General features: G+C 73.2%; 11 protein-coding genes and 1 pseudogene. 3 read left to right on the plus strand and 9 right to left on the minus strand.

Annotation, left to right across the window (positions count from 1 at the left end; translation table 11 throughout):
• Positions 1 to 359 precede the first annotated feature (359 nt).
• The 3 genes from ABEA43_RS58020 to ABEA43_RS58030 all read right to left on the minus strand — a co-directional run bounded on the left by ABEA43_RS58020 (position 360) and on the right by ABEA43_RS58030 (position 3,407).
• Positions 360 to 1,043 carry a hypothetical protein gene (locus tag ABEA43_RS58020; RefSeq protein ID WP_345576351.1) on the minus strand — a complete coding sequence of 228 codons (684 nt, stop codon included), beginning with the start codon at positions 1,041 to 1,043 and terminating at the stop codon, positions 360 to 362.
• A 240-nt stretch (positions 1,044 to 1,283) separates the two neighbouring features.
• Entirely contained in the window at positions 1,284 to 2,765 is a 1,482-nt protein-coding gene (locus ABEA43_RS58025) for a DUF2339 domain-containing protein (RefSeq protein WP_345576353.1), read from the minus strand.
• A gap of 102 nt (positions 2,766 to 2,867) precedes the next feature.
• Positions 2,868 to 3,407: a TetR/AcrR family transcriptional regulator gene (locus ABEA43_RS58030; protein ID WP_345576355.1), complete on the minus strand. Its 540-nt coding sequence runs from the start codon at positions 3,405 to 3,407 to the stop codon at positions 2,868 to 2,870.
• On the opposite strand from ABEA43_RS58030, the gene ABEA43_RS58035 reads away from it, so the two are divergent.
• Positions 3,408 to 3,968 carry an LLM class flavin-dependent oxidoreductase gene (locus tag ABEA43_RS58035; RefSeq protein WP_345576357.1) on the plus strand — a complete coding sequence of 187 codons (561 nt, stop codon included), beginning with the start codon at positions 3,408 to 3,410 and terminating at the stop codon, positions 3,966 to 3,968.
• Positions 3,969 to 3,983: 15 nt separating this feature from the next.
• On the opposite strand, the gene ABEA43_RS58040 is transcribed toward ABEA43_RS58035, so the two are convergent.
• The 3 genes and pseudogenes from ABEA43_RS58040 to ABEA43_RS58050 form a co-directional block, all read right to left on the minus strand.
• The gene (locus tag ABEA43_RS58040) at positions 3,984 to 4,457 is read right to left on the minus strand and encodes a YflT domain-containing protein (protein WP_345576359.1); all 474 of its coding nucleotides are present in this window, start codon (positions 4,455 to 4,457) and stop codon (positions 3,984 to 3,986) included.
• Positions 4,458 to 4,576: 119 nt separating this feature from the next.
• Positions 4,577 to 5,272 carry a helix-turn-helix transcriptional regulator gene (locus ABEA43_RS58045; protein WP_345576494.1) on the minus strand — a complete coding sequence of 232 codons (696 nt, stop codon included), beginning with the start codon at positions 5,270 to 5,272 and terminating at the stop codon, positions 4,577 to 4,579.
• Positions 5,273 to 7,056: 1,784 nt separating this feature from the next.
• A pseudogene (locus tag ABEA43_RS58050) lies at positions 7,057 to 7,506 on the minus strand (ATP-binding protein); the annotation flags it as partial.
• 107 nt (positions 7,507 to 7,613) lie between these two features.
• Here ABEA43_RS58050 and ABEA43_RS58055 point away from each other — a divergent pair.
• Positions 7,614 to 8,042: a DUF2267 domain-containing protein gene (locus ABEA43_RS58055; protein ID WP_345576361.1), complete on the plus strand. Its 429-nt coding sequence runs from the start codon at positions 7,614 to 7,616 to the stop codon at positions 8,040 to 8,042.
• A gap of 21 nt (positions 8,043 to 8,063) precedes the next feature.
• Here ABEA43_RS58055 and ABEA43_RS58060 read toward each other — a convergent pair whose 3' ends face one another.
• On the minus strand, positions 8,064 to 10,841 hold the full coding sequence (locus tag ABEA43_RS58060; RefSeq protein WP_345576364.1) for a hypothetical protein: 2,778 nt from the start codon (positions 10,839 to 10,841) through the stop codon (positions 8,064 to 8,066).
• A gap of 91 nt (positions 10,842 to 10,932) precedes the next feature.
• Positions 10,933 to 11,148, minus strand: coding sequence for a hypothetical protein (locus tag ABEA43_RS58065; RefSeq protein WP_345576366.1), 216 nt, complete (start codon positions 11,146 to 11,148; stop codon positions 10,933 to 10,935).
• Between the two features lie 74 nt (positions 11,149 to 11,222).
• Between ABEA43_RS58065 and ABEA43_RS58070 the strand changes: the two genes are divergently transcribed.
• Positions 11,223 to 12,629 carry a pyridoxal phosphate-dependent decarboxylase family protein gene (locus ABEA43_RS58070; protein ID WP_345576369.1) on the plus strand — a complete coding sequence of 469 codons (1,407 nt, stop codon included), beginning with the start codon at positions 11,223 to 11,225 and terminating at the stop codon, positions 12,627 to 12,629.
• A gap of 51 nt (positions 12,630 to 12,680) precedes the next feature.
• On the opposite strand, the gene ABEA43_RS58075 is transcribed toward ABEA43_RS58070, so the two are convergent.
• Positions 12,681 to 13,550, minus strand: a complete 870-nt coding sequence (locus ABEA43_RS58075; protein WP_345576371.1) for an AraC family ligand binding domain-containing protein — start codon at positions 13,548 to 13,550, stop codon at positions 12,681 to 12,683.
• Positions 13,551 to 13,587: the final 37 nt, after the last annotated feature.

The following is a 13,587-nucleotide window of genomic DNA, read 5'->3' on the forward strand; positions in this document are numbered from 1 at the left end:
GAAGCGCGCACAGCCCGCAGGCGGTCAAGCTTCAGATCAAATCTGCTTTTCAGGCACTTCGGGATCATTTATGGGGGTATGTCCGGCTTTATGAACCGTCAGCGTCAGATCACAGCCGCGAGGATCTGCCTCTCCCTGCCCCGCCTCAGCAGCCCGATCCCGGGTCCGGGAGACAGCAACAGCTCCGACACAGAACGCAGCAGCCGCCGACGGCGCCGCCGCCGCCGACTCGGGTAGGAGCGGGAGGTTCCGGGGCCGCGGCCGCTCGCGCCACGCGCCCCCGGAACCGGGCGGCGATCCAGCCGCGGATCTCGTCGATCAGGGAGATCGCGGCTGTTCGTCCGCCCGGAGGCCACGCGTCACTTGAAGGACAGCTTGCGGCCCTTGTACGTCGGGTGCCTGCTCTCCCAGTAGTGCCAGCCCTCCACGCGGGCGGGCACGTTGGCGAAGCCGGACGCGATCTTGACGTGCCGGCACGTGCCGAGCACGGACCAGGCCGACCAGCCGATGCGGTAGCCGAAGACGCGGTACCACATGTTGCCGTACATGCCCTTGCTGACCTCCCGCGTGAACTCGTGGCCGGTGAAGACCATGTGACGCTCTTCGAGGTGCGGCAGTCCCAGCTTGCGCAGGCTGCGGACGACCAGGCCCGGGGTGATCGCCGCGTCCCCGGTGGTGGTCGAGTGGATCCGATCCTTCTCGGTCTCGAGGAACGCGAGCACCTCGTGCTCCCGCGTCACCGACACCGTCATGGAGCCGCCGGGCCCGTCGATGTAGTGGGTGCGGGGCAGGAAGAAGTTCCGCGGCGACAGGTGGTCGCGCTTGAAGAAGGTGCGCGGCGTGCACCCGTGATCGTCGTCGTGGTGGTGGTGACGGCTGTGGTGATCGTGGTCGTCCGCGCTCGCGGCCGGAGCCAGGGACGCGGTCAGGGCCAGAGCGAGGCCACCGCTCATGGCCAGCTTCGACACTCTCCTCATCGAGTGCCGCAACGCCGGCCGGGCGTGCGTGGCTGTGGCTTTTGAGCCGGGAATGGGCGTGAACATGTACCGTTCCTTTCGGAATGCGACCCATGGCTGGAACTGAAACAGCAGGTCGGAATGCGGCTCGTGCAATGCCCGCCGAGCGAGTTAACGAGACCGGTACTGATGCTTACAGTTACGGCGAACCACGCCACAACGCCACACCGGACCTGAATTCCCCATACTTGGGAAAGCGACGGTGAAGAATTGTCCATATCGGCCCTGGTATCGGGAAAGACGCCCGGCTCAGCCGGGAAATGAGACTCAGCGAGGGACGTACGCGTGCCACCTGCCCGGCCGGACCTCCGGCAGGGGCGTCCTCCCCCAGGCCGCCAGCGGCGGCGGAGTCGCCCGCCCTTCGACGACGGCGACCACCTGCCTGCCCGCGCTCTGCGCGGCGCGCACCGGGGCGGGCACCACGGGCTCACTCCGCCAGCGCAGGACCGTGTGCGCCGCGCAGCCCGCCCGGTAGGCGATCATCGCGGCGTGCTCCCCGTACACCAGGCAGGGACGGCGCAGGTGGAGGCCGTCCAGCGCCTGGGCGACCTGAACGTCGGCGTCCCGCCTGGACAGCCTGCGGGAGGCGACCTTGTCGAGCGTGAGCCCCTGGAGGGCGACCTGGCCGAGCGCGCCCGCGGCCACGAGGCCCGCGACGGCGCACCGGGGCGCCCGTCCGCGCGGCCGCTCCAGCAGCCCGACGACTCCGGCCGCGATCGGGAAGGCCAGCAGCGCGTACGTCGGCAGCAGGAAGCGCGGCGCGGCGTAGCCGACCAGGAAGACGTACGGCACGGCCATGAGCAGGCCGGCGGCGGCCGCCAGGACGTAGGCGCCCGCGTCGCGCCGCCGCGCCGCGTACAGGCCGAGCAGGACGAGGACGGGGATCGCGCTCCACCACAGCAGCCAGGGCAGCAGGACGGCCCCGCAGTGGGCGGGAGGCCGGCACAGGAGCGGGCCGTTGAGCGCTCGCGCGTGCTCGAACAGCGAGAAGTGCAGGCCCGTCTCGTTCGCCGCGCCGGCGGCCTGCCAGCGCGCGACCGGGCCGCCGAAGCGTACGAACGCCTCGACGATCCAGTCGGCCCACCCTGCCACCAGGCCCGCCACCAGCGCCGCCCCCACCCTGCCGCGCCGCCAGGCCGGTCCGATGAGCGGCGCCGCGAGCGCCAGGACGAGCCAGAGGCTGTCCGGCGGGCGCAGCAGGGCCACCGCGGTCACGCTCGCCGCCAGCCCGATCAGCGGCCCGATCAGCGGCCCGATCAGCGGCCCGCGCCCGCTGCCGGCCTGCCGGCAGCGCAGCAGCCAGCCGGTGGCGGCCACCGCGCCGAACGCGACCCACAGGTTCGGCATCGCCTGGCCGCCGTAGAAGAGCGTCAGCCACAGGGACGCGAACAGCAGGGCGGCGAGCGGCGCCACCGCACCCGGGCGGACCCGCGACCAGGTACGAAAGGACGCGTACAGGACCAGCGCGGACAGCACGCACAGGTAGACCCGCAGCGCCTCCGTCGAGGAGGTGACGAACACCACGGGCGCGACGAGCAGGGTGATCCCCCGGGCCCGCGGCGCGATGAACTCGGCCGCCGGCACGCGCGGATCGACCTGGCTGACGTAGACGGTCTCGTCCCAGCCCAGCCCCATCCCGGGCGTGACCACGGCGAACTGGACGATCCCGTAGCCGGCGGCCACCAGGATGAGCAGCGCCCGCCACGGGTCGGCGCGCAGCCACGAACGAAGCGACTCCCTTGATCCCACCGGCCCTTTCCTAGCGCCCGCGGCACCCGCGAGGCGGGCACGGTACCGATGCTTGCCCGAAGCGATGCCCGCCCATTAACAGCCCGCCGTTTGAGGGGGCGGTCAACCCGCCTTGAGGCCGTCGAGCATCACGGTCGAGAGCGGGTCGTCCGGCCGGGCCCCCGGGCGGCAGACCATGACGTTGAGCAGCCCGACGACCTGCTCGGGCGTGATGTCGCCGCGCAGCGTGCCCTCTTCCTGAGCCTGTAGGGCGAGCCGCGTGAGCAGCCCGTCGACCTCCTGGATCAGCTCCACCGGGGCGGCCGTGCCCGGGGTCGCGCCCGCGCCGAGCGAGGTGATCAGCGCCAGCGGCTGACCCGCGCAGTAACGCACGACCCGCAGCAGCACCTCCCAGCGCGAGACGTCCTCGGCGAGCTGGGCGCGGACGTGGTCGCGCAGGCCGGACAGCGTGGTCGTCGCCAGGTCGGCCACCAGGGCGCGGCGGTCGGGGAAATGGCGGTAGAGCGTGCCCACGCCGAGCCCCGCCGCGCAGGCGATGTCCTCCATCGACACACCGGGACCGTGCTCGGCGAACAGTTCGAGCGCGGTCGCCACGATGCGCTCGCGGTTGCGCGGCTCGACTACGACCGGCCGGCGCGGCACGTGCGCGAATACCTCAGCGCGCTGATGCCGCTGCTGCGCGGCGAGGCCGTCGACTATCGCGGCGCGACCCTCTCCGTCACCGGGCAGGTCACGGTGCCCGGCGCCACCCCGCCCCCGGTGCTGCTGTCGGCGCTCGGTCCCGTGATGCTGCGCATCGCGGGCGAGCTGGCCGACGGGACGGTGACCGTCTGGACGGGCGCCCGGGCGGTCGCCGAGCACATCGTGCCCCGCATCACCGAGGCGGCGCGGGCGGCGGGCCGTCCCGCGCCGCGCGTCGTGGCGAGCGCCATGGTGGCGATCACGAACGACCCCGAGAAGGTACGGCGCCGGATCGCCGAGCAGTTCGGCTTCGCCGGGGACTTCGCCGGCTACCGCGCCATGCTGGACCGCCAGGGCATGTCGGGCATCCACGAGACGGTCATCGCCGGGAGCGAGCGCACGGTCGAGGCCGAGATCGCCCGGTACGCGGCCGCCGGCGCGACCGATCTCCTGGTCAGCCCGGTGGGCGACGAGGAGGAGCAGTCCCGTACCTTCGCCTTCCTGGGACACGCCGCCTTCTGAGCCGCCCGTGCTTCGCTACCCGGCCGGCTTCCTGATCAGTTCGTGGGCCCTGGCGGCGTGTTCGGACTCGACCAGGACCTCGTATCTGTCGGCCACCAGTGAGCTCTCCGAGACGAAGTCCCGCCTGCCTCCGTGGACCGCGTGCGCGATCAGGCCGAAGATGGCTCCGGCCACGGCGCCCCAGAGCAGGCCCCACAGGAGCAGCGTCAGCCAGGCCCCCGGCCGGGCCGCGAAGATCCCGAAGAACAGGCCGATGAGCAGACCGAACCAGGCGCCGCTGAGCGCGCCCCAGCCGGCTGCTCGCAGGTACGTCATGCGGGCGACGACCTGCTCGACCGACCGCAGGCCCACGCCCACGATCAGCGTCCCCTTGACGGGGAAGCCGTGGTCCGACAGGTAGTCGACGGTCTTCTGCGCCTCCTCGTAGGTGTGATAGGTGGCGAGAGGTTCCCTGTTGGTGGTGATGAGACCGGACGACGCGATGGACACGGCTCCTCCTTCATCCGCAACCGGGCACCGTGCTGTGCCGGGGCCTGACGGCCTCGGCCGGTGCCTCTTCTACAGACGTTCGTCCAGGCGTTGCGCGGCCACATCCCCCAGATGTGTAGTCATCGCCCGTGACCGGGTGGATCCGCACCGTCCCGGTCCTCGGCCACCGCGAAGCGGGCGAGCTCGACGCGGGAGCTGATGTTCAGCTTCCGATAGACCTGTCTGAGGTGGAACGTGACTGTATGGACGCTGAGGAACATCTGTTCGGCGATCTGCCGGTTGGTCCAGCCGTCGGCGACGAGCAGGGAGACGGCGTGCTGCGTCTCGGTGAGGCTGTCCCAGCCGGAGACCGGGCGCTCGGCGGAGCTCCAGTGCCGGTGGTGGACGCCCAGGCCGCGCAGGCGCCGCCGGGTGCGGGCCGCGTCCCGGGCCGCGCCCATGTCCTGGTAGCTCGCCAGGGCGTGTTCCAGGCTCTCCGCCGCCTCCGCGCGCCGTCCCGCGGCCTCCAGCGCCCTGCCGAGGTCCTCGGCGGCCGAGGCTCTGGCCCACGGGTCCGCGGCGTGCGCGGCTGCGTGGGCCAGGGCGTCCGGATCGCCGTCGAGCAGGCCGCGGGCGTGCGCGGCGCAGGCGGCGAGTACGGGGAGCTCCGGGTTGGCCCCGCTGAGCGCCTCCGCGCCGGCGACCACGGACTCGGCGGCGGGACGGTCGGCGGCGGCGAGGGCCAGCCTGACCATCCACGCGCTCGCGGCCGGCTCCAGGGCGAGCGCCGGCGTGTGCCGTCCGAACCGGTCCCGCAGGTCGGCGAGCAGCGCCATCGCGCTGCGCGGGCCGTCGCGCGCCTCCGCGACCTGGACCACGAGCAGCGCGTGCCTGATGCCCGCCTCGGCCGAACCCCTTGCCCAGCCGCCCGCCGAGCCCTTTGTCGAACCGCTCGCCGAATCGCCCTCCGAATCCCCAGACGCACCCACAGACGAGCCCGCAAGCAGGCTCTCGGGCGTGCTCTGAGCGGGGGCCTCCGCTGCCAGACCGCCTCGCGCAGGTCGCCGCGCCGCAGCGCGACCGTGGCCAGCACGGCGCGGGCCGTGGCGGCCGACAGCGGCGTGTCGTGGGCATCCGCCAGGTTCAGGGCCCGGCCCGCCTCGGCGGCAGCGCCGTCCAGATGGCCCGCGGCCAGTTCGGTACGGGCCTCCAGCGCGGAGGCGTCCGCCGCCCAGGCCAGCCGGCCGTGCTCGAACATGTCCTTGCGCGCCTGCTGGATCGCCGCCCGCGCCTCGTCCAGCCGGAACATGTCGGTGAGCAGTCCGGCCGTGGCCAGAACCGCCTCGTAGCGGCGCTCTCCCGGCCCGTCCGCGCCGGCCAGCCGCCCGGCGTCCACGGCCAGCTCCAGCGCGCGGGTCAGCCGGCCCCGCTCACGCTCGGCCGACGCGAGGGCCAGCAGCGCGGCGACCATGACCCCGGGCCCGTACCCGGAGCCCGCGCCGACTACCTGGGAACCGTCCCCCGAGTCCGCGCCGAAAGCCCGGGATCCGTGCCCGGGGTGCCGGTCGAGGGCCTCAGCACCATGCCCGGGGTGTGCGGCGATGAGCTCGTGTGCGCAGGTCGCCGCCGCGCCGTCGTTCCGCAGGCGGGTCATGGTGTGCAGGCGCACCAGGGCGGCCCGGTCGCGTACGTGGTGCGGCAGGCCGGGGACGGCCAGCGCGGTCTCGGCCTCCCTGACCGCCTCGTCGCCCCGGCCGGTCAGGTACATGATGTCCGCCAGCAGGCAGCGCAGCTCCGCCATGCCGTACACCGAGCAGTGCTGGGCGAGGCGTTCCCGTACCAGGTGCTCGGCCTCCTGGAGGCGCCCTTCGGCGATCGCGGCCTCGACGGCGGCGGGGCCGGGCAGGAGCGCCACCGGCGGCGGCGCGCTCCTGAGGGCGTCGAACTGGTCCGCGAGCGCGCGCCGCACCGGCGCCGGGATCGACGCGGCGACGACGTCCCCGACCAGCTCGTGACGGAAGGCCAGGCCGTGCGCGGTGACGACCAGGACGCCCGCCGCCGCACACTCCTCCATCGCGGGCAGCAGCGCGGCCGGCGTGGTGCCGAGCAGCGCCGCCGCGTGCTCCAGCGACAGCGACCCGCCGAGCACGGCGGCCGTCTCGACCAGGCTCCTCGCCCCGGCGCTCAGCGGGACCATCCAGCCCCGCACCAGCGTTCGCAACCGGCCGGGCAGGCGCTCCCCCGACACCACGGCGTCCGCCGAAGCCGCAGCGAACGCTGACACGGAGGCGTCCGCGACACCGCCCCGGCCCTCATCACACAGGCCCTCACCACACAGGCCCTCACCACACAGGCCCTCGCCACACAGGCCTTCGTCGCGTAGGCCGGCGAGCAGTTCGGTGATCAGCAGCGGGTTGCCGCCCGCGGCGTTCACCAGCGCTCGCGTCGCCGGGCCGGGCGGCTCCCCCAGCGTGTCCGTGGCCAGCGCCGCGACGGCGTCCGGTGCGAGGGGCGCGAGCGTCATCCGCCCGGCCCCGTGCCGCTCCAGGAGGTCGAACAGGGCCGCCGCCCCGGCCCCGGCCGTCGATCGGCTCAGCAGCCAGCCGACGGGCCGGCCGGCGAGCGATTCGTGCAGGGCGCACAGCGTCTTCAGCGTCGCCGGGTCCGCCCGTTGCAGGTCGTCGAACACGGCCAGCACGGGCGCTCCCGCCCGTACCTCGAAGGCCGCCAGCAGGCGGTCCAGCTGCGCGCCGGGGGCGAGCGCGGGGTCGTCCTCCGGCCGCAGGCCGAGGGCCTCCAGCAGCAGGCCGCACGGTACGAGCTCGCCCAGCTCCGCCACGCCGCACCGGAGGACGCCGAGGCCGCGTCCGGCCGCCGCGCGGGCGGCCTCGCCGAGCAGCCGGCTCTTGCCCGACCCCGGCTCACCGTCCACCAGCAGCGTCCCGCCCTCGCCCGCGCGCAGCCCGCGCAGCAGGTCGTCCACGCGGCGCCATTCCCGTTCGCGTCCCCGCATCTCGCTGCCTCCGGATGATCCGCTATCCGGGACTCGGCTCGGAAACCCCAAGAGCATCGAGATCTTTGTTGCCCCGGGGCCCTGCGGGACTACACGGGTGGGGGATGTGACCGCCGGACGGCCGGAACGAGGCTTGGTGTGATGAGCGAGAAGGGGTGGAGGGGATGGCTGAAACCGGGTATGCGCCGTTCAACCGGACGGTGGACAAGACGAACCGGGTCCTGCGCGAGATCGAGGAAGCCCACGGCTGGTCGTCCGGCCACCGCAACCAGTCCTACGCCGCCTTGCGCGCGGTGCTGCACGCGCTGCGCGACCGGCTGACCATCGAGGAGGGCGCGCAGCTCGCCGCCCAGCTCCCGCTGCTGATGCGCGGCATCTACTACGACGGCTGGCGCCCGAGCGTCGTGCCGATGAAGGTCGGCCGCGACGGTTTCCTGTCCCGCGTGGCCGGCGAGCTGTCCTTCGAGTACGAGGAGAGCCCGGAAGAGCTGGTCAGGACCGTGCTGCACGCGCTCAGGCGGCACATCACCGACGGCGAGTGGGAGGACGTCACCTCCACTATGCCGAAGGACCTGGCAGCCGTCCTGGCCTGAGCCCCTCGTGGAAGCCGCCGGCTAGCTGATGGCCGCCCTGAAGAAGCGCGGGCGGTAGATGCCGGCGTCCCGGAACAGGTCCGCGTCGGCGGCGATGCGGTTGTCCAGGCTGTTGACGTTGTAGGAGATCAGCAGCGAGCTGTCCGAGCTCTGCTCGGCGTGCACGTGAGCGTTGTAGGAGATGATGTCTCCGTCTCCGTAGCTCCCGAACGGGCCGGGCTCGGGCATCCGGTAGACGCTGGTCTGGTTGGTGAAACCGTCGAACGGGTCGCACGAGGTGAAGGCGTTGATCCAGCCGCTGAACGCCTGGCTGCTGTCCTGGCTGACCAGCAGGAACTGGCCCTTCCACGGCGTGACGCTGTACTCGTTGGCGATGCCGGTGAGCGTGTTCGCCGCCTGCTGCTCCTGCTCCGACCAGCCCCATGAGGTGTAGTACTGCCACCTGCCCTGACGCAGGTCGTCGCCCTTCACGCGGGCGATGCGCATCTGCTTGTTCGTCGGGGCGTCCGACACGCCGTACACGTAGGTGAAGCCGTCGCCGCTGCGGCTGGCGGGCAGGATCGCCGACCCCCAGGCCACGCCCGCCGCCGAGGGCAGCTTCGTGACGCTGGCCGGCGTGCTGAGGTTGCTCAGCGAGAACGTGGCCACGACGTTCTCGTCGAACGCGAACGGCATCGCGCCCGTGCCCTCCCGCCGGTACTTCTGGAAGATCACCTGCAGCCGGGTGCCGACGATGAAGCCGTCGCCGCTCCAGTACCAGTGGGTGCCGTCCGGCGGCGGCATGAGCGCCTTGGGCGCGGCCGCGGTGCCACCGTGCACGGTGGTGAGCTGGGAGCCGTTCTGGATGACGAACGAGTTGTTGATCAGCGAGGCGTTCGTGGGCCGGGTGCCGTTCGCGTTGAGCGGCCCGAGGAACGTGTCGGAGAACAGCCACAGGATCCGGCCGTCCGGCATCCGCGCGGAGTAGGTGGAGTCGCCGCCGGTCCAGCCGTTCGCGGTCGTGGCGGCGTAGGAGTTGAACGTGTTCTGGGGCGCGGCGCCGAGCTCCTGGACCGTGATGCTGGGCGCGCGCAGCGTGCAGGAGCGGTGCGTGATCGGGATGTAGTTGGCGACGGTCCAGATCGCGCCCCGGTCGTCGGTCATCGCGACGCTGGAGACGGCGTTCAGGTCGTTGCGGGTGGCGACCAGCGTGGCCACCATCGGGTAGCGGAAGCCGGCGACCTTGATCGTCCCTGTGCCGTCGGGCGGCAGGCTGCCCTTGAGCTGCGGATAGGCCGGTACGTCGGCGGTGCCCTCGCCGGTACGCGCCCAGACCAGGACACTCCACGTGATGCCGGGCGCAGGCACGCCGGGCGCGGGTGAGCCGGGCCCCTTGAACGTGAGCGTGGCCGCCGCCGCGTCCTTCTCCGCCTTGAAGTCGAGGTACGTCGTCCCGCCCGGGTAGAACACGCCGCCCCGGACCTCGTTGTAGCCGACGGGCGCCGTCTCGGAGCCGCGCGCGGGCCGGGCCCCGCCGAGCACGTCGGCCCCCGTGCCGGCGTGGGCCGCGAGGTTGCGCCGCCAGAGGGCGACGTCGGGGTCCTTGTAGCCCATCGTCTCCATCAGCGACTGCTGGCCGGCCAGCCGGTAGTTCGCGATGGCGAACGCGTGCAGCAGCCAGTTGAGGTCCCGGCCGCTGAGCACGGACTTGATCGCCTCGATCGGCAGGGCGCCGGCGCTGCGGATGCGTTCCCACGTGTTGCGCACGAAGTTCGCGCCCACCTGCTCGGTCAGGTAGAGCGGCAGCAGGAAGGCGCCGTACTGGCGGGACGCGCCGAGGCCGTCCCAGGCGTTCAGCGCCAGGTTCGGGTCGGCGAGGAAGGCGCCGACGCTGCGCGCGTACATGTCCCGCTGGGCGGTGTCCGGCACGGTGGAGGGGTTCTTCACGTACGTCTGGTGCGCGGCCCATTCGGCGGTGGCCTCCATCCACCAGTTCATCGACCCGAACCGGTCGGAGGCCACGAACTCCCAGACGACGTCCTCGGTCACCTGGCCGGCGTTCCAGTAGGAGTACTGGAAGACGTGGAACAGCTCGTGCCGCGGGTGGTAGTCGTAGTAGACCGGGTCGGAGGGCATCAGCACGGTCGGCATGAAGTTGTAGCCGACCGGCAGCACGAACGGCGCGTCCACCGGCTGCCCCGCGAGGCTGTCCACGCCGAGGAAGATGCCGTGCGGGACCGAGGGGTTGTTCGTGATGTCGAAGCCCATCGAGCGGTAGGTGCTCGCGGCGACGGCGACGCCGTCGACCATGTTCTGGACGGCTGTGGGACGGCCGCTGGGCTCGGCGGGGGTGGGCGGCACCCCGCCGGTGACGTTGTAGAAGACGACGAAGTTATCAACGTTCGCCCAGCAGTGGTAGTCCTTGTTCAGGTATCTGTACGGCTGGGCGCGTGCGCAGTCCGGGTTGGCGGCGGCCTGGGTCCCCGTCGCGAGCGAGGCCTGTGCGGGTGACAGGACCTGGCGTGCCCGCGTCGACGCCTTCGCCGACATGGCCGACAGGTACACGAGGTAGCGCTGGGGGTTCACGGACAGCGGCCCGGTGGGGCGCAGGCCGGCGGGGACCGACTCGGGCGCGGTGAGGGCCGCGACCCCGTACGTCACCATGTCGTCCACCGACAGGTCGCCGTCGGTGTAGGCCCGCACGATCCGCTCGCCCGCGCCGAAGCCCACGGCGCTCCGGGGTGCGGAGTGAGCGGTGGGCGTCACGAGGACCAGGGGAAGCAGCAAGGCGAGGAGGCCGACCAGGGCCGCGCGCTTCATGCCCGGAGTATCACCCGATCTTGGCCGCTGCGGAAGATCCAATTTCGTGCACGGCCGGTGACTCTGTGATCGGCGCCGGGGTTCGGCGAGGTCAGAGTGCGAGGCCGAGGTCGGCGATGAAGCGGGCCAGTCCGACGCGCTTGCGGAAAAGCTCGTGCAGCTCGGCGGTGACGGGCTCGCCGAGGCGTTCGACGGGGATCGCGGTGAACGCGCTGCGCAGCACCAGCGTGGTGACGTAGCCGGTCGCGACGTTCTGCACGCCCCCCGCGATGCGAGCCCGTCCGAGCCCGTCGCGCAAGAACGTCACGCGAGAACGTCGTGCGAGAACGTCGCGCAAGAACGTCCAATCCCCGGCGGGCGCCGTCTCCCTACCGTGTCGGCATGACCACCCAGCACGAACCCCTCCCCCTGGACCTCGCCCCTGACACGATCGTGGAGCTCGGCCGGCAGGCCGTCGAGCTCGTCGCCCGGCAGGTGGCCGGGCTGCCGGACGCGCCCGCCAGCGACTACCGGGACGTCACGCGCCTGTCCGCGCTCGTCTCGCGCCCGCCGGCCGACGGGCCCGGCGACTTCGCCGCGTTGATCGAGACGTTCCGCCAGGCCGCCGAGCAGGGCGTGAACACGGCGGGACCCGGCTACCTGGCCTACTTCCCCGCGGGCGGTCTCGTCTCCGCAGCCCTGGCCGAGCTGCTGGCGCAGGCCGCCAACCGCTTCACCGGCGTGGCCCAGACCGCCCCCGCGCTGGTCGCGATGGAGGAGGGCGTGCTCGCCTGGCTGGCCGGCCGGTTCGGGCTGCCGTCCGGCGCGGGCGGGCTGGTCACCACCGGCGCCTCGGCGGCCACGCTCTCGGCCGTGGTGGCCGCCCGGCACGACCGGCTCGGCCCCTCCTTCGGGGACGAGCCCGTGAACGGCACCCTGTACGTGACCGAGCACACCCACTACAGCCTGGCCAAGGCGGCCCAGGTCGCCGGGTTCCCGGCCGGGCGTGTCCGGGTCGTGCCCACCACCGCGGACCTGCGGATGGACGCCGGGGCCGCGGCGTCCATGATCGCCGCCGACCGGGCCGCCGGGCTGCGTCCCTTCCTGCTCGCGGGCACCGCCGGGAGCACCAGCACGGGCACGGTCGACCCGCTCGGCGAGCTGGGCCGGCTGGCGCGCGAGCAGGGGCTGTGGTTCCACGTGGACGCGGCCTACGGGGGCGGGTTCCAGCTCACCTCGCGCGGGCGGGCCGCGCTGGCGGGGATCGAGGCGGCCGACTCGATCACGTTCGATCCGCACAAGAGCCTGTTCCTGCCGTACGGGACGGGGGTGCTGCTGGTGCGCGACCCGGCCGTGCTGCGGGCCGCGCACGCGGGCGGCGGCCGGTATCTGCAGGACCTCCACGAGGTGGCCGGGTTGCCCGACTACGGGCACCTGGGCGTGGAGCTCACCAGGGAGTTCCGTGGCCTGCGGCTGTGGCTGCCGCTGCACCTGCACGGCGTGCGGGCCTTCGAGGAGGAGCTGGAGGAGAAGCTCGACCTGGCGGGGCTCGTCCACCGCGAGCTGGCCGGTGATCCGCGCCTGGAGGTGCCGTGGGAGCCGGATCTCACCGTGGTGCTGTTCCGCCTGCGCGGGTCCGGCGACGAGCGCAACCGGCGGCTGCTCGCGGAGATCAACGCGACGCGGCGGATCTACCTGTCGAGCACCACCATCGGCGGGGCCTTCTACCTCCGGCTGTGCGTGCTGAGCTGCCGCACCGGCGCGGACCGGGTCAAGGAGGCCCTGCGCATCATCCGCGCCGCCTGCTGACCTCACCCGGAAAAGCGCGCGGGCTGTCAGGGCGGGAAGACGGGCCGGTCGTCAGGTGGAGGCGGGCGGGGATGCCGGTGCGAAGACCGACGGGGATGCGGGCGAGGGGGCCGGGCGCACGCCGCGCTGGTAGGCGCCCGGTGTCGCCCCCACGATGCGGCGGAAGTGCCGCGACAGGTGCGACTGGTCGCAGAACCCGGCGGTCACCGCCGCCTCCGCCGCCGGCACCCCCCGTTCGAGCAGCTCCCTGGCCCGCCGCACCCGCAACTGGACCACGTAGGCGTGCGGCGGGAGCCCGTAGGCGCGGCGGAAGGACCGCAGCAGCGCGAACGGCGTGCTCCCCGCCGCCGCGGCCAGCTCTTCCAGGTCCGGCGGATCGGCCAGCGAGGCGTGCAGCAGCTCGCGTGCCCGAGCCGCGCCGCCCCGGCCGCCCGCGCCGGGCCGGGTCCGGAGCCGCCCGGTGCCGTACGCGCCGATCAGCCGGGCCAGCAGCACCCGCAGCAGCGAGTCGGCGGCCAGGCGCTGCCCCTGCTCGGCGGCGCGGTGGGCGGACAGCAGCAGCCCGGCGGCCCGCGCGTCGGCGACCGCCCGGACGGGGAACGACGGCAGGCCGCCCCGGGCGCCGGCGTCCGCGGCGATGGCCTCGATCTGGGCCGGTCGCGGGTAGAGGACGCGGTAGGACCACCCGTCCGGCGTACGCGCCCGGCCCGTGTGCACGACGCCCGGATCGATCATGACGATCTCGCCCGCTCCGGTGCACCGCGCCCCTTCCGGGAAGGCGATCTCCTCCACGCCGTCCTCGACCACGCCGATGGCGTACGTGTCGTGGGAGTGCCGCCCGAACCGGTCACCGGTGAACCGGGCCCGCATCAGGTCCACGCCGCCCCACAACGGGTCGCGCCAGTACCGCACCGCGCTCATGCCCCACACGCTACCCAGCCGCCCCTGTCGCGGACTC

Source organism: Nonomuraea rosea (assembly GCF_039539705.1).
In the GTDB taxonomy this organism is placed as follows: Bacteria; Actinomycetota; Actinomycetes; order Streptosporangiales; family Streptosporangiaceae; genus Nonomuraea; species Nonomuraea rosea.